The sequence below is a fragment of the Aminobacterium sp. UBA4908 genome (genome assembly GCF_002398115.1).
Taxonomy (GTDB): domain Bacteria; phylum Synergistota; class Synergistia; order Synergistales; family Aminobacteriaceae; genus Aminobacterium; species Aminobacterium mobile.
The window spans coordinates 226,785-244,106 of sequence record NZ_DHCG01000007.1 but is presented as its reverse complement, the minus strand read 5'-3'; the positions used below and the strand labels follow the sequence as shown (position 1 = coordinate 244,106).

Here is a 17,322-nt window from a genome sequence, read left to right as displayed (position 1 = left end):
TCTTTCAAATTTCTCTTTTGCCATTTTTTATGCTCCCTCCCTGAAAGACTTATTAAGCTTTCAAAAGTTTTTCCGCTATCTCTGCGGGTACCTGCTCATAATGATCAAACTGCATTGAGTAAGTGGCACGGCCAGAAGTCTTGCTTCGAAGATCTGTCGCGTAACCAAACATCTCAGAAAGAGGAACGTAGGAACGAATGACTCTAGCATTCGCTTTCATCTCCATACCCTCGATACGTCCTCGACGAGAAGAAATGTCCCCTATTACATCACCCACATAATCTTCTGGAGTAACTACCTCCACAAACATAATGGGCTCCATAAGGACAGGACCAGCTTTCCTCATAGCTTCTTTGAAACCCATGGAAGCCGCTATCTTAAAGGCCATTTCAGAGCTGTCTACTTCATGGTAACTTCCGTCTACTAAGGCCACTTTTACGCCAATAACAGGGAATCCACCAAGAACACCGTTGTTGACGGCTTCCTCTAGACCCTTTTGGACAGCAGATATGTATTCCTTAGGAACAACTCCACCGACAATTTTATCTTCGAAGACAAAGCCCTTGCCATCTGCCAATGGCTCCATTTCAAAAACAACATGTCCATACTGCCCTCGGCCACCTGTCTGCTTAATAAAGCGGCCTTCCGCTCTTGAAGCTTTTTTAATGGCTTCACGATAGGAAACCTGAGGCCGACCAACCTTAACATCGACGCCAAATTCTCTCTTCAGGCGGTCGACAATAATTTCAAGATGGAGTTCGCCCATGCCTGAAATAACAGTTTGCCCCGTCTCTTCATCGGTACGAACCCTGAACGTAGGATCTTCTTCAGCCAAAGAAACAAGTCCCTTTGTAAGTTTGATCTTATCGTTTTTGGTTTCAGGCTCCACTGCAAGAGAAATAACCGGCTCTGGAAACTGAAGAGACTCAAGGACTATAGGCTTAGCCTCGTCGCAAAGAGTATCTCCCGTACGAGTGGCTTTCAATCCTGGCAGAGCAACAATCATACCGGCGCACGCTTCGTCAAGCTCTTCTCTCTTATTGGCATGCATCCGAAGGATTCTACCAATACGCTCACGGGATTTGGTTACAGGGTTATAAATAGTCGTTCCCTTTTCAATTTTTCCCGAATAAATTCGAGTGAAGATAAGCCTTCCTACAAATGGGTCGACCATAATCTTAAAGGCTAATGCTGTCAAGGGCTCGTTTACATCGCTATGCCTTTCAAGAACCTCTTCTGTTTTGGGGTCAAACCCCTCAATTGGAGGAAGATCTATAGGGCTCGGCAAATAATCGACCACTGCGTCGAGAAGAAGCTGAACACCCTTATTCTTGAAGGCACTACCACACATGACAGGAACGATTTTAAGAGCGATGGTGTTAGTTCGAATAGCCTTACGAATAAGGTCTTCAGGTACATCCTGACCGTTCAAATAAAGCTCCATTATAGATTCGTCAAAATCTGCCAGAGTCTCTATCATTCCATCTCTCGCAGCCTTAGCCTCATCTAACATCTCGGCAGGGACGTCACCCATAACAGGATTTGTCCCCATATCATCCCTATAGAAGACCGCTTTCATCCGTACCAAATCGATAATACCGGAAAAACGATCTTCCGCTCCTATAGGAAGCTGAAGAGGAACGGATCGTACGCCAAGGCGCTCATGGATATCTTTAACTACCTGTCCAAAATCCGCCCCAACGCGATCCATTTTATTAACAAAAGCGATACGTGGAACATGATACTTATCAGCCTGACGCCACACCGTTTCAGACTGGGGCTCAACTCCTCCCACGGCACAAAAAACAGCAACAGCACCGTCGAGGACACGCATCGAGCGCTCCACTTCAACAGTGAAGTCCACGTGGCCGGGCGTATCAATTATATTGATAAAACAATCACGCCACATACACGTTGTAGCAGCGGAGGAAATGGTAATCCCCCGTTCGCGCTCCTGCTCCATCCAGTCCATGGTGGCAGCACCCTCATGAACCTCGCCAATTTTGTAGCTACGTCCAGTGTAGAACAGGATACGCTCAGTGGTCGTCGTCTTGCCCGCATCAATATGAGCGGCAATTCCGATATTCCTAATTTTTTTCATTTCCATATTTGTTTGCACGTACTTCACCACCAAGCTAGAAAAAATTAATCAAACTCGGGACGCAGCGCATTACCAGCGATAATGAGCAAAGGCACGGTTAGCTTCCGCCATTTTATGAGTGTCTTCTCTTTTCTTAATGGAGCTACCTTCGCCCTTATAGGCATCAACGAGTTCTCTTGCGAGACGCTCGGCCATGGGCATCCCTTTTTTAGAACGAGCAAAAGAAACGATCCACCGCGTAGCTAAAACCTCGGCTCTTTCAGCAGGAACTTCCACAGGAACCTGATAGGTCGCTCCACCTACTCGACGAGCTCGTACTTCTACAAGCGGCTTCACATTATCCATGGCCTTCTGAAAGACTTCAAAAGGCTCTACATCTAGTCGTTCTCCAGCAATTTCAAGGGCTCGATAAAACGTTTTTTCGGCAACACTTCTCTTGCCGCCCCTCATCAAACTACTTACAAACTTCGCTACAGCAACACTTCCAAACATACTGTCGGCTAGTGCTTGGCGCTTCTTAACATGCCCCTTTCGCGGCATGGTGACAATCCCTCCTTACTTTCTTAGCCTAAGCTAAGTATACTACTTGGGCCTTCTGGCTCCGTACTTAGAACGTCCTCTCTTACGGTTTTCTACGCCACCACAGTCAAGCGTTCCCCGAACGATGTGATATCGCACACCAGGCAGGTCCTTCACTCGACCTCCACGAACAAGGACTACGGAGTGCTCCTGAAGATTATGCCCAATTCCCGGAATATAGGACGTCACCTCAATCCCGTTTGTGAGACGAACACGAGCAACTTTCCTCAAAGCAGAGTTCGGCTTCTTAGGCGTAACAGTATACACTCGAGTGCAAACTCCACGCCGAGCAGGATTCCCCTGCAGTGCAGGAGAGTCACTCTTCTTTGGCTTTTCCGAACGCCCACGACGAACTAGCTGATTTATTGTTGGCACAAGACTCCCTCCTTCCACCTATTTATGCTTTCCAGTTCTAGTTAATTTTCTGCTTTAGAACTGGCAATTCCAGCAACTGACGCCCCTCGGCTAATGGCACATGCACGACCTAACCGAATTTTTTCTTCCACCCACTCCACAGAAATTCCTTGATCTTCTGCGTCTTTCAAAATATCTTTTATTCTTCCTAGGTCTGCATCTTGCGCAACGAAAAGCTTTTTCAAGCGTCTGGCTTGAAGGGTTCTACGCACTTCCCGTTCGCCCACAATTCTTAAATTGGTAGCCAACTCGCTTAAAGGCATAAAAAACCCTCCTGTGCAGAAAGCACCAAGGAATAATAACAAAGAGCCCGGAGTAATGTCAAGGACTAATATCTCCGGGCTCTTATATTACTGCATATGTAACATTTTTATGAAGGTATAAACGAACACTTATCTGTTACATTATGCTTCTTTTGAGTTCTGGCTTACTTCAGACTCTCCCGTTTCCGGAGCTTGTTGTTCTGTTTTTATTTCTTTTCCTAATGGGGCTACTTCTACTTCCTTAAACCATTCTACCCCTGTTCCTGCAGGTATCAGATGTCCAATGATAACATTTTCTTTGAGTCCTTCCAGAGGATCCAAGTCCCCCTTTACTGCCGCACCTGCCAAAACCTGAGCTGTCTGCTGGAAGGAAGCGGCACTCAAGAAACTATCTGTAGCTAAGGCAGCCTTCGTAATACCGTGAACAAAAGGCTTGCACTTTGGACCTTCTCTAAGCTTACGAACAAAAGTAACATTCCATATCAATCGTTTTTCGTCAGAACGAGCAGAGATGGGGCGAACAACAAATTCCTCCGCCTCAGATTGTACTAAAAGGTCAATCATAGCCCGGTTAATTTCCTGACCACTGTCCATAACGAGCTGCCCTTTCTTATCAAAGACAGGTTCAAGAAGTACTTTCCCGTAGACAAGGTCATTAAGAAGCTCTAGCAATACTTTTTCTCGAGTAAGAATTTCCCCCTCGAGATCCACTGCAGATATTTCTGCATCTACCAGCCCTCTAATAATCCGAGCGTCTACGAGTTGAGCCACATCTGAGAGTGCATTCCCTTCATAATCAATAGCCTGACTCAAAGGACGTCCCCAGATTTTATCCATTAACCGCTCCTGTAGAGCGTCAAGTACTGAGATGCGCTCTACTGTATGCCATGTTTTTATTGACGGTACGTCATATTTAAGGCAGACATCGGCCACATCTTGAGCGAAAGCTCGATCACCCTGAGCAAGAACTTCGCCATCTACAACTATATCTGTTGCCAGATAAGCACCGTCGATAAGCTTCTCGATAGCTCCCTTATCTCGGACGCAAATAGCTACGGGGTCTCCAGTTGTAATAATTCCAAGCTGCCCTGCTGTCAAAACAGTACCTGCCAAAATTTCTTTCCCATCTTCAGACTTGAAGGGTCGAATCAACTCCAGCCCCTCCATCCGCTTACGGAAAGCAGCTTCCCCTATAACAAGAACCAGATCCTGCCCTCCCTCTTCTTCCAGGCTCATTTCAGATATTTGATATCCAGGACGAAGGAGGGTACGAATCGCTTCCTCTGTTAACGGAGCATTCGTATACTGAGCTATAGTGTCGTTTGTTCGTTGCGCAACAATATTTTTTACAACTCTTCCTGAGAAGATACGAGTGGCCTCCATAATGTTCTTCTCATTCTCTTTGCGAATAGCCCCGTTTTCTTGCTCTATATCATCAACCCATACGAGATCGCCTGCAACAAAAGAGGTATCTCCCTCTTCAACAACTCGTACTCTATTGACAGGAGCTACTTTTCTCAATATAACCTCAATATGTTTGTTATTGATAGAGACTCCTTGGGATCGATAAACACCTTGTATTTCATCAACAAGACTGCGCTGTACCGCTTCTATACCTTCCACTTCCAAGAGTTGCTGAGGATCCACGTTCCCCTCCGTTAAATGGTCGGTACGATTGACTTCCTGACCTTCTTCTACAAGCAAATGCTGAGATGAAGGTATGTTATATGTAACCTTCTCTTCCTTCCCTGGCTCATTGCTCGTGATAATGACCTTCCGTTTCCCTTCCATCTCACGAATTTCAGAGACTCTGCCGTCAACGCCAGCGAGGAAAGCGACCTTCTTGGGTCGACGAACTTCAAAGAGTTGCTCAATTCTGGGAAGACCCTGAGTAATATCTTCTCCCGTCATACGAACACCGCCAGTATGGAAGGTTCTCATGGTAAGCTGTGTTCCAGGTTCTCCTATAGATTGAGCGGCCACAACGCCTACAGCCTCTCCCACCGCAACGCCAGAACGTGTAGCCAGATCCATTCCATAACACTTCTGACACACTCCACGCTTCAACGTACACGTTAAGGGACTTCGTACCCAAACGGAAGAGATGCCGAGCTTATCTATGGTTTCAGCAGTCTGAGGCCAAATCAATTCTCCAGCTTCTACAAGAAGCTCTCCAGTCTCAGGATGATAGATATCATATAGGGCAGTTCGTCCTATGATTCTCTCAGCAAGAGAAATCATGACCTTGCCATCTTGGAGCAAAGGATGAATCTCAATACCCTTATTAGTTCCACAATCATGGTCAGTTACTATAATATCCTGAGCTACATCTACCAATCTGCGTGTGAGGTATCCAGACTTTGCCGTACGAAGAGCTGTATCAGCCAATCCCTTTCGTGCTCCGTGAGTGGAAATAAAATACTCCAACATGTTCATACCCTCACGGAAGTTAGCTGTAATAGGATAGTCAATAATTCGTCCCGACGGATCAGACATCAGTCCTCGTATGCCAGCCATCTGTCCCATCTGGCTCTTACTACCACGAGCTCCAGAATCTACCATCATGCGGATGGGGTTCTCGTGAGCCATATTGTCAAGGATACTGTCAGAGATTCTTCGAGCAGCATCTGACCAAAGTATCTCTTTACGGAAGAGGTACTCTTCTTGAGTCAGAATGCCCATCTCATATTCAGACATTAATTCCTCGTCTTCTTCAGCCGCCTCTCGAGTAATTTCCTCTTTCTCCGGCGGAATAATAATGGATTTTACTCCAAAGCTTATTCCACTCACCGTAGACCAATGGTAACCTAAAGATTTAATGCCATCGAGCATTCTAACGAGTTCCGACCTAGAAATAACATCGTAGGCCTCGTCTATAAGCTTTCCTATGGCTTTTTTACCAAATTGCTTATTCATGAAGCGGAGTTTCTCTGGAAGAATGCTATTAAAAAGTGCTCGACCAGGTGAAGTCTCTATCCACCGATCATCCTCACTTTCTACGTTCCAAGCAGGATCTTTCTTTAGCCGAATCTTCGCATTCAGATGAACTACTTTATGGTTCAATGCGACAAGAACATCTTCTATATTAGAGAAATAATCGCCCTCACCCTTCAAACCATCTCGCAGATCAGTAAGATAGTAAATACCGAGGATAATATCCTGGGTAGGCGTCACTATAGGACGACCGCTTGCTGGGGAAAGCAAGTTGTTGGCAGAAAGCATCAGAAGCCGAGCTTCTGCCTGAGCCTCAAGAGAAAGAGGCACATGGACAGCCATCTGGTCTCCATCAAAGTCTGCGTTAAAAGCTGTGCAGACAAGAGGATGGAGACGAATAGCTTTCCCTTCCATCAGCACAGGCTCAAAGGCCTGAATCCCGAGACGATGCAGTGTTGGGGCACGATTCAAGAGTACGGGATGATCCTTGATAATTTCTTCCAGAATCCCCCAAATTTCCTCTCGTCCTCGTTCAATTAATCGTTTAGCACTTTTCACATTCGGAGCTAGGTTTCGCTCGACCAATTGTCTGATTACAAAAGGCTTAAAGAGCTCGAGAGCCATCTGTTTCGGCAACCCGCACTGATATATTTTGAGCTGCGGGCCTATAACAATAACGGAACGCCCCGAATAGTCGACTCGCTTACCGAGAAGGTTCTGTCGGAACCGACCCTTTTTACCTCTTAAAAGATCCGTTAAGCTCTTCAGAGGTCTATTCCCTGCGCCAAGAACTGCCTTCCCCATTCGACCATTGTCTATAAGAGCATCCACTGACTCCTGAAGCATTCGTTTTTCATTCCGAATGATAATCTCAGGAGCTCGTAGCTCTTGTAACTTGCGAAGTCGATTATTTCTGTTAATGACTCGGCGATACAAATCATTCAAATCTGACGTAGCAAATCGACCACCATCAAGCTGGACCATAGGTCGCAAATCTGGAGGGATAACAGGCAATACCTCTAAGACCATGGATTCCACATGGGAATGGCTTCTCCTGAAATCTTCCGCTACCTGCAATCTTTTAATAAGCTTCCTCTTTTTCTGTCCTGTGCTCTCCGAAACGTCTTCTCTGAGAGTAGCGCACAGAAAATCGAGGTCTATCTTGCTCAGAAGGCTTCTCACACCTTCAGCTCCTATGCCTGCATTAAATTTTTTATCATATGCTGCGCATAAGTGCTGCTCTCTCTCCATAATAATGTCTGCAGGGTCAAAAGGAGAGGACCCCTTATCTATAACGATATAGCAAGGATCTTCTATGGTAACAGTCTCAACCTGAGCCATGAAACGACCAGGATATTTTTCGTGGAACATCTGAAACTCTGTGGACGACACAATATCTCCCTTTGCGAAGGGAAGCTTCGCTGCCGCTGTTACGACAAAAGTTTCCTGATTGTTCACTATGGCTCTCTTGGTCTCAAACTCAAGACCAAGCTTTTCAAGTCGATCCAGCTCAGACGCAGAAGCCACATCGCCAGGAGTAAATTCCAGCCCTTCTGGCACTGTCACGAATTCAAAGGCGGGCTCTACTTTGAAAAGGCTATCACCATATTCCGTCTTATACCTCGATACTTGCTGAGCAGTAAGTACATCTCCCACATTAACCGGAATATCATCGACACTTACAATTCGATATGCCTCTTCTGCCTTAATCTTGGAATCGTAATAAGAGTGAATTTTAACCTCACTCTCCGCAATGACATCCCCACGTTTGGCCAAGTCCGGACGCCGGCCCTCCATAACTATCTTATAAGCTGGTTCTCGCTTGCGAGTCGGAGCAAAGTATACGACCTTCTCTAAATCTTTCGTGCTCGTTCCAAGGAGAAGGCTCAAACGACTGGGAATTCCCCTGAGGTACCAAATATGAACGACAGGTGCAGCCAGTTCTATATGGCCCATCCTCTCGCGACGAACGCGATTATCGGTCACTTCTACTCCGCAACGATCACAGACGATCCCCTTGAACTTAGGCCCGCTTCGCTTATATTTGCCGCAAGCACACTCGTAGCTTTTGGTAGGCCCAAAGATACGCTCACAAAAGAGTCCATCTTTTTCTGGGCGAAGGGTTCGATAGTTGATTGTCTCAGGTTTTTTTACCTCGCCACTGGAAAGCTCTCTGATCCGTTCCGGGCTAGCCAGCTTAATGCGGACCCCAACTATTTCTTTCTGGCTCATCTATTCTTCAGCCCCCTCTGGGTCGTCGTTACGATCTTCGAACACGCCTTCAAAAAGCATGTTTTCGATCACCTGTTCTTCCGCGCTTTCTATTTCTTTCTGTTCCTCTTCCACTACGTTTTCTTCTTCAACAGGTTTTTCTACCGCTTTTTCTTTAACTTCAGGAACTGCTACGACACTACGACGGCTGGCCCCTTCCTCATCTTCTTCGTCCATAATCAGCTCGCCAATTGTTCCATCGCTGTACTTTATCTCCACATCAAGAACGAGGCCTTGCAACTCTTTTACAAGTACTCGGAAGCTTTCAGGGACTCCCGGCCTTGCTAGATTTTGCCCCTTAACTATTTTTTCATAGGTTTTCAAGCGACCTCTGATGTCGTCTGATTTCACAGTAAGCATTTCTTGTAAGATATGGGCTGCTCCGTACCCTTCAAGAGCCCAAACCTCCATTTCTCCGAAACGCTGCCCACCGAACTGGGCCTTCCCTCCAAGAGGCTGCTGTGTAATTAAACTGTAAGGCCCTATAGAACGGGCATGAATCTTATCATCTACGAGGTGAATCAGTTTGAGCATATACATGTACCCTACGGTAACCTTCTTCTCCATGGGTTCTCCCGTACGGCCATCGTACAAGGTAATCATTCCGTCTGACGTGAGATCAGGATATTTCTCTTTGTTCAGTTTTTCCAACTGCTCAAAAATTTCATCTTCCTGAGCGCCCTCAAAGACAGGTGTAGCTACCTGCCAGCCATTATGTACTGCAACAAACCCCATGATAGTTTCTAAAACCTGACCAAGGTTCATTCGGCTAGGAACACCTAAAGGGTTCAGCACAATATCGCAAGGAGTACCATCGGGAAGATACGGCATATCCTCTATAGGCAGGACTTTTGAAACCACGCCCTTGTTGCCGTGGCGACCAGCCATTTTGTCTCCCACGGTAATCTTTCTAAGCTGTGCAACATATATTTTGACAACTTCACTTACGCCAGGGCTTAAAGCATCTGGGTTATTTTCTCGAGTCATGCGCTTGACAGCAACAATTTTTCCTCTCGCTCCATGAGGAACTTTTAGCGATGTATCGCGTACTTCACGTGCTTTCTCTCCAAAAATAGCCCTCAACAGTTTCTCTTCTGGGGACTGGTCTGATTCACCCTTAGGCGTGACCTTACCTACTAGTATATCTCCAGCGTTGACCTCAGCTCCCACCCGCACAATGCCGTATTCGTCAAGGTTCTTCAACATGTCTTCGCCTACGTTAGGAATGTCGCGAGTGATCTCTTCAGGCCCTAATTTGGTATCCCGGGCCTCAATTTCATATTCTTCTATATGGATAGACGTATAAAAGTCTTCTTTTACCAAGCGCTCACTTAAAAGAATAGCATCCTCATAGTTGTACCCTTCCCATGGAAGGAATGCTACAAGAACATTCCGCCCTAAAGCTAGCTCTCCATTGTCTACCGATTGCCCATCAGCTATAATATCGCCCTTCTTAACCATTTCGCCTTTGTAAACAGAAGGACGCTGATGAATAATTGTGCCCTGATTCGAACGACGGAACTTCACTAGAGGGTAGATCTGAAGCCCTTTTTTCGTCCGTATCTCAACTTTATCTGCATCAACATACACGACTTCGCCGTCTACATCAGTAACGACACAAGAGCCAGAATCTTTAGCAATACGATGCTCCATTCCAGTACCTACTACTGGAGCTTCAGGCTGGATTAAAGGAACAGCCTGACGTTGCATGTTCGATCCCATCAGAGCTCTATTTGCGTCATCATGCTCCAGAAAAGGTATCAAAGCTGTTGAAACCGACACTATCTGCTTGGGAGACACGTCTAGGTAATCTACCATTTCTCTGGGGACGAGCTCTATGTCACCTCTATAGCGAGTGTGGCATTCTTTTTCAAGATAACCATCCTCGTCAATAAAAGTATTAGCTCGCCCAATATACATGTCGTCTTCTTCATCAGCAGAAAGATAGACAATCTCATTCATGACCTTCCCATCCACTACTTTTCTGCGTGGCGTCATGAGGAAGCCGTATTCATTTACACGTGCATAGGTTGCAAGTGACGTAACAAGACCGATATTAGGCCCTTCCGGAGTTTCGATAGGACATACTCGTCCATAGTGAGTATGATGAACGTCACGAGCCTCAAATCCGGCTCGTTCTCTGCTCAAACCACCCGGTCCAAGAGCTGAAAGACGACGACGATGGGTGACCTCTGCCAAGGGGTTAGTCTGATCCATAAATTGAGAAAGCTGGCCAGAACCAAAAAATTCTCGAATTGCCGCAGCAATAGGACGAACGTTGATAAGGTCTCGAGCCATGGCCGCTTCGAGATCTGGAATAGTCGTCATCCTCTCTTTAGCTATTCTTTCCATGCGAAGCAAACCGATACGAATCTGGTTCTGAAGCAATTCTCCCACTGAACGGACTCGGCGGTTGCCAAGATGGTCAATATCATCATCACTAACTTCCGGATTTCGAAGGTTGATTACCCCTTGAATAATTTTACGCAAATCTTCCAAAGTCAAAAGACGATTATCTTCAGGGATATTGAGGTCAAGCCGTCTATTCATCTTATACCGGCCCACTCTCCCCAAGTTATAACGTCTTGTATCGAAGAAAAGACTGTAGACATATTCTCTAGCATTTTCCACTCGTGCCGGCTCGTTGGGTCGAAGACGACGGAACATTTCTAACACAGCCTCATCACTATTGGACGTGCTATCTCGCTCCAACGTTGCAGCGATAGCCGGATCCACCGCCCAAACATGTATCTTGGTGCGGCCAAGATCCCAAAGTTTTTCAACATGCTCTTTGGTGAGCCGGCTATTCTTTGCCACTATCTCATTTCCATCGCCATCAAGAACAGTTTCTGCCACAAGACGACCTTTCGTTTCCTCTTCTGTCAGGTCAATCTCTTCAGCTTCGGCGCCAAACATATCGAGAATTTCCTGATTGTTTGAAACACCAAAAGCTTTCAATAAAATAGTAGCAGGAAGTTTTTTCCTGTTATCGATATTGACAGACAACACATCTCCTGGGCTGAGATTAAACTCAAGCCATGCTCCTCTATCAGGAATAATCTTCGCTGAATAGGATTCCTGCCCAGGGATCTGCTCTTCCTTATGAAAATAAACACCAGCTGAACGTGCAAGTTGATTAACCACCACTCGCTCCGTCCCATTAATGATAAAGGTGCCACGTTTCGTCATAATAGGGAAATCACCAAGGAATATTTCTTCTTCTTTAATCTCCTTGGTTTTCCTATTAACTAAGCGAATAGTAGCACGTATGGGCTGGGACCACGTGAGGTCTCTTTGACGAGCTTCTTCCTCATCTCCCGAAGGGACATCAATGAAATAATGAATAAACTCGAGAGCGAAAGCCCCGTCATAACTCTCAATAGGAAAAACTTCATTCAAAAGTTCTTCCAGTCCTTGCAACTTTCTGGAGTCCGGATCACAATCCCTCTGGTAAAACCAGTCATAAGAATTGCGTTGGACTTCTATCATGTCAGGTATCTCTACAAGATCCCTGGCACGACCGAAAGTCAACCTCTGCCGCATTCTGCCCACGGGAACAAACTCGGCCATGCGCCTAATGACCTCCCTGTAAAAGATATGGGGGAAAATATGTTAACGAAGAACAAAGATAACAAAAAGGGTGCGTTGTGTCAACGACACAACGCAGCCCCTTATTATATACGCTATAAGGCTTTTAATGCAAGTCTTTAAAAAATATGGTGCCGAGGCGGGGACTCGAACCCCGACAGGCTTGCGCCCACTAGAACCTGAATCTAGCGCGTATACCAATTTCGCCACCCCGGCTTTTATCATCACGACGGTAATTGTAGCAAGGCAAGGCTCCTTTGGCAAGCCTAATCTTTATTTCCCAAGGCCTGCGGCTCGACTCAGCCGATCTCGCAAAGCCAATCCTATGCCTGCTTCTTCTGGCCACTCAGCTATTATAATGTCGATGTTCCTTCCTTCTAACACACGAAATGCAGAGAAAAGGCCGTGGGCATAATACTCCGGAGTTTTAAAAAGGATCTTTTCTTCTACTGGATGTAACGGTTCTTTCATCCCTATATACCCGATCCTCTTCCCTGCCACTTCAGTACGAAGCCAATCGCAGTCATCCTTCCAGAGATAAAGAGGGATCAAAGGAGCATAGTGCCGATATCTCGTTCCAGGAGAACGTTTTTTCTTCTCTTCACCTGGAAGAAGTACCACTCTCCCAACTACCTCTTCTATGCGCTCTACAGGCATCCCCCCGGCACGTAGCAATACTACGACTTTATCAGTTACATCTATAACAGTAGATTCAAGTCCTACATCCGTAGCTCCACCATCCAGAATAATATCTACAGCATCTCCCAAATCGGCTAATACAGAGGAAGCTTCTGTTGGGCTGGGGCGCCCGCTTTTATTGGCACTTGGAGCAGCGATAGGCACTCCCGCAGCTTTAATAAAAGCCATAGCTACAGGATGGGAGGGCATACGAACCGCTACAGTTCCCAATCCTGCTGTAACAGAAGGAGGCACTATAGACTTAACTGGTAATACGAGCGTTAAAGGACCTGGCCAAAAAATATCCATCAAGAGTTTCGCCCTTTCATCTACATAAGCAACCTGTTCCACATCTTCCGGCGAAGCGAAGTGAAGAATTAATGGATTATCTACCGGTCTTCCTTTAGCAGCAAAAATTTTTCGAACAGCCTTATCATCAAGCCCATTAGCACCAAGGCCATAGACAGTTTCTGTAGGGAAAGCGACAAGTGCCCCATCTCGAATAGCTTCCCCAGCCTCACTTATAATGTCAGGCTCAGGATTCCAACGATCTACAGAATAGACTTTAGTTTTCATTTTCGTCACCTTCTCCATGGAAAACTTCATTAAAATGTTGTCTGAATTCTGGGAAGCTTCCGTTGAGAATAGACTCCCTCATCTGTTCCATGAGACGTATAAGGAATCTCAGATTATGCCAACTACATAAACGAGCCGCTAATATTTCTCCTGCCTTGTAAAGATGGCGTAAATATGCCTTAGTAAAGTGACGACAAACATAACAGTCGCAGTGAGGATCAATAGGAGAAAAATCTCGAGCATAGATCTGATTCTTAATGTTTATTTTCCCTGTAGAAACAAATACAGTTCCTGTACGGCCATTACGGGTTGGCAAGACACAGTCAAACATGTCCACTCCTCTGGCTACTCCTTCTACTAGATTGGAAGGATGGCCCACTCCCATGAGATAACGAGGTTTATTAACGGGCATTTCTGTCTTCAGTACATCAAGCATTTGATACATGACGTGATGGGGTTCTCCCACTGAAAGCCCTCCTATGCCATATCCCGGGAAATCCAATGCTGTAATCTCTCGCACAGATTGACGGCGTAAATCTTCATAAACTGATCCCTGGACAATGCCAAAAAGAGCTTGATCTACCCTATGATGGGCTTCTTTAGAACGATAAGCCCATCGAGTCGTGCGAGCTAAAGCAGCTTCTGCTTCCTCACGAGTACAAGGATAGTGAAGGCACTGATCGAAACACATGGCTATATCGCTTCCCAGCTTCTGTTGCACACCCATAGACCATTCGGGATTCATGACATGGCGACTTCCGTCGAGATGGGATTGGCAAATAACGCCTTCATCTGTCACTTTATTCAGGGTGGCAAGGGAAAAAACCTGGAATCCGCCACTATCAGTTAAGATAGGGTGATGCCAATCCATAAAACGATGGAGCCCACCTGCTTCCTCCACAATATCTGCCCCAGGGCGAAGATAGAGATGGTACGTATTAGATAAAATAATTTGCGCTTTTATGGCTTCTAATTCAAAGGGAGCCATAGCTTTTACAGTTGCCTGAGTCCCTACAGGCATAAAAACAGGGGTACGAATAACCCCATGGGGGGTTTCAAATTCTCCTGCCCTCGCTCCTGTTTCCGGGCATTGTGCGAGTACTCGAAATGTAAACATTTATTGATCCTCCCATTGAAAGAGAGAATAGGCATTGCGCCAGACTACCCTTTTCAGTTCTTCCACACTTATTCCCCTAACCTCGGCCACTACATCGTATACCTCAGTAACGAAAGATGGCTCATTCCTTTTTCCCCGATGATGCTGGGGGGCAAGCCAGGGGGCATCTGTTTCGCACAACAGTCTATCTAGAGGCATGGATGCTGCAACTTCTCTTAAAATATGATTTCTTTTATACGTTACAGGGCCTGCAAAAGAAAGATAAAACCCCATATCCAATGCTCGTTTTCCATCCTCCATATTTCCAGAAAAACAGTGTATAACACCTTTGAAAAAGGAGTTCCCACTTCGATCCAGAGTGGCGAAGAGATCTTGAAAGGCATCTCTTACATGAAGGATAAGAGGTTTGTCCACTTCCTTGGCCCACTGAATGTGCCATAAAAGCACCTGTTGCTGAATATTTCGTGGAGAGTAATCGTAGAAATAATCCAGACCGCTTTCCCCAATAGCTAATACTCGCGGGTGACAAGCAAGACTTTTCAACTCTTCCGGTATGCCCCATGAGATAGTACTTGCATCATGGGGATGGACACCAATAGCAGCAAAAAGGCCCTGTGCGCTGTATTTTTCTGCTAGATGTACAGCCTCTTTGCTAGAGGGAATGTCGCCACCTACCACAAGCATGCGTCGAAGGCCTGATTCCACCGCTCTATCGACTACGAGAGAGAGATCCTCTTTATAATCCTCTGAATTTAAATGACAATGAGTATCAACAAAATATGACACATCTACCACACCTTATTCAAAAAATATCGGGTCTCTTCCAGGAGAAGAAACCCGATACAAACATTTATCTCCCGTTTAGCTAACTCGACATCCCAAGGGAATATTTTTGTCAGGGGTCAACAAAGCCAACGTAGATTTATCGGCGGGGCCTGAAGCCAAAAGCATTCCTCTGCTCTCGACACCGCAAAGTTTAACGGGCTTAAGGTTCACCACTACAACGATCCTCTTCCCAAGGAGCTCTTCCTTTGTAAAATGTTCCTTTATTCCGGAAACGATAGTACGCTTTTCATAGCCGAGATCGACTAAAAGTTTATATAGCTTTCTCGCTTTAGGAATATCCTCAACTTCTACTATTTGCCCTACTCTCAGTTCTACTTTTGCAAAATCATCAATTAAAATTTGTTCTTCATGGTTATCTGGGTCGGGCATGGAGTTTTTTTTCTCCTCCCGCTCTGCCTTTTCTTTCTTCCACTTCTCCAAGTCAATACGCGGGAAGAGAACGTCCCCTTTCGCTGTTTTAGTCCCTGCCGGGAATTCTCCAAAAACGTAACCACAAATGCTGTGATCTTCTGGCTTTCCAGAAAGCCCCATTTGCTGCCATAGTCTTTGAGCAGCATAAGGCATAACAGGAGTGATAAGTAAGCCCGTAGCTCGCAAAATCTCTGCGAGAACGAACAACACTGTGTCTAATCTCTCCTCAGGTCCCTCTTTGCCGAGCTTCCAAGGCATAGTCTCATCAATATATTTGTTCCCTTGTCGAATGAGGCCCCAGATGCTTTTTAGAGCTTCATCATAGGCAAAATTAGACATATGTTCCTCTACTTGAGCAAAGGTAGATACGATACACTCCTTTATATCTTCATCCATGGCATTAAAAGACGTATAGGAAGGAATGACGCCATTTCTAAAGTTTTTGACCATTTGAAGAGTTCGATTGAGTAAATTCCCAAGGTCATTGGCCAAATCTGAATTAATACGCTGTACCATAGCCTGCTCGGAGAAATCACCGTCAAGACCAAACGTTACTTCCCTAAGAAGGAAATAGCGGAAGGGGTCCACGCCATAACACTTCACCATTTCAAAGGGATCCACAACATTCCCTTTCGACTTCGACATTTTTTCGCCTTCAACAGTCCACCATCCATGAGCAAAAACAGAGACAGGAGGATTCAACCCCAACGCAATGAGCATAATGGGCCAAATAACACAATGAAATCGAATAATGTCTTTTCCAACAAGGTGATGGACATGGGGCCAATATTTCTCCAGTTTTTGAGGATCAGACATATAACCACATGCCGTTAGATAGTTAATCAACGCATCAAACCATACATAAACTACATGTTTTTCATCGCCTGGGAGAGGGATGCCCCACTTGATAGTAGTGCGAGAAACAGATTGGTCCCGGAGGCCACTTTTGATAAAACTGACTATCTCGTTATACCGGCTTTTAGGCATAATAGCTTTTAGATTTTTCTCATAGTAATCTAAAAGCTGATCAGCATATTTTGATGCCCTGAAAAAGTAGCTTTCCTCCTCCATTTTCTGAAGAGGACGCCCACAGTCTGGACATGTCTTATCTTCTCCCATGCTGCTTTCTGGAACATATGTTTCGCAAGGAATACAATACCATCCTTCATATGTCCCCTTATAAATATCCCCTTGTTCCATAAGTTTTTTAAATATGGCCTGAACCACAACTTCATGGCGTTTCTCTGTCGTTCGGATAAAGTCATCGTTTGAAATATTCAGCACTTCCCAAAGCTTGCGGAAGTTTTCCATGGTTTTATCTGCCAGTTCTTTCGCCGTCAGCCCCTTCTTTTCAGCGCTTTGCTGGATTTTCTGACCATGCTCGTCAGTTCCCGTACAGAAGAAAACATCATAGCCCGTCATTCGTCGATATCGAGCCATAACATCAGCAGCTATAGTTGTATAGGCGTGTCCTATATGGGGGATATCGTTAACATAATAAATGGGAGTCGTGATATAAAAGCTTTTCTCAGACATAATTTCTC

The 17,322-nt window shown here is 45.5% G+C and carries 10 protein-coding genes and 1 tRNA gene; all 11 read right to left on the bottom strand.

The window, feature by feature from the left end; translation table 11 throughout:
* Nucleotides 1–52: 52 nt before the first annotated feature.
* The 11 genes from fusA to metG all read right to left on the bottom strand — a co-directional run bounded on the left by fusA (nt 53) and on the right by metG (nt 17,314).
* Nucleotides 53–2,107, bottom strand: coding sequence for an elongation factor G (fusA, locus tag B4J50_RS07565; RefSeq protein WP_286846115.1), 2,055 nt, complete (start codon nt 2,105–2,107; stop codon nt 53–55).
* 63 nt (nt 2,108–2,170) lie between these two features.
* On the bottom strand, nt 2,171–2,641 hold the full coding sequence (rpsG, locus tag B4J50_RS07560) for a 30S ribosomal protein S7 (protein ID WP_024822573.1): 471 nt from the start codon (nt 2,639–2,641) through the stop codon (nt 2,171–2,173).
* Between the two features lie 42 nt (nt 2,642–2,683).
* Nucleotides 2,684–3,055 carry a 30S ribosomal protein S12 gene (gene rpsL / locus B4J50_RS07555; RefSeq protein ID WP_024822574.1) on the bottom strand — a complete coding sequence of 124 codons (372 nt, stop codon included), beginning with the start codon at nt 3,053–3,055 and terminating at the stop codon, nt 2,684–2,686.
* 41 nt (nt 3,056–3,096) lie between these two features.
* Nucleotides 3,097–3,357 (bottom strand): RNA methyltransferase substrate-binding domain-containing protein, encoded by a 261-nt coding sequence (locus tag B4J50_RS07550; RefSeq protein WP_286845835.1) that lies wholly within the window; start codon nt 3,355–3,357, stop codon nt 3,097–3,099.
* A gap of 141 nt (nt 3,358–3,498) precedes the next feature.
* The gene (gene rpoC / locus B4J50_RS07545) at nt 3,499–8,523 is read right to left on the bottom strand and encodes a DNA-directed RNA polymerase subunit beta' (protein WP_286845837.1); all 5,025 of its coding nucleotides are present in this window, start codon (nt 8,521–8,523) and stop codon (nt 3,499–3,501) included.
* Nucleotides 8,524–12,132: a DNA-directed RNA polymerase subunit beta gene (gene rpoB, locus B4J50_RS07540; protein WP_286845839.1), complete on the bottom strand. Its 3,609-nt coding sequence runs from the start codon at nt 12,130–12,132 to the stop codon at nt 8,524–8,526.
* A 147-nt stretch (nt 12,133–12,279) separates the two neighbouring features.
* Nucleotides 12,280–12,366 (bottom strand) — tRNA-Leu (locus tag B4J50_RS07535).
* A gap of 57 nt (nt 12,367–12,423) precedes the next feature.
* Entirely contained in the window at nt 12,424–13,404 is a 981-nt protein-coding gene (locus B4J50_RS07530) for an L-threonylcarbamoyladenylate synthase (RefSeq protein ID WP_286845840.1), read from the bottom strand.
* On the bottom strand, nt 13,394–14,521 hold the full coding sequence (gene tgt, locus B4J50_RS07525; RefSeq protein WP_286845842.1) for a tRNA guanosine(34) transglycosylase Tgt: 1,128 nt from the start codon (nt 14,519–14,521) through the stop codon (nt 13,394–13,396). The genes B4J50_RS07530 and tgt overlap by 11 nt, the downstream gene beginning before the upstream one ends.
* Entirely contained in the window at nt 14,522–15,316 is a 795-nt protein-coding gene (locus tag B4J50_RS07520; protein ID WP_286845844.1) for a TatD family hydrolase, read from the bottom strand.
* A gap of 66 nt (nt 15,317–15,382) precedes the next feature.
* A complete protein-coding gene (gene metG, locus B4J50_RS07515; RefSeq protein WP_286845846.1) occupies nt 15,383–17,314 on the bottom strand; it encodes a methionine--tRNA ligase in 1,932 nt (643 codons plus the stop codon).
* Nucleotides 17,315–17,322 lie beyond the last annotated feature (8 nt).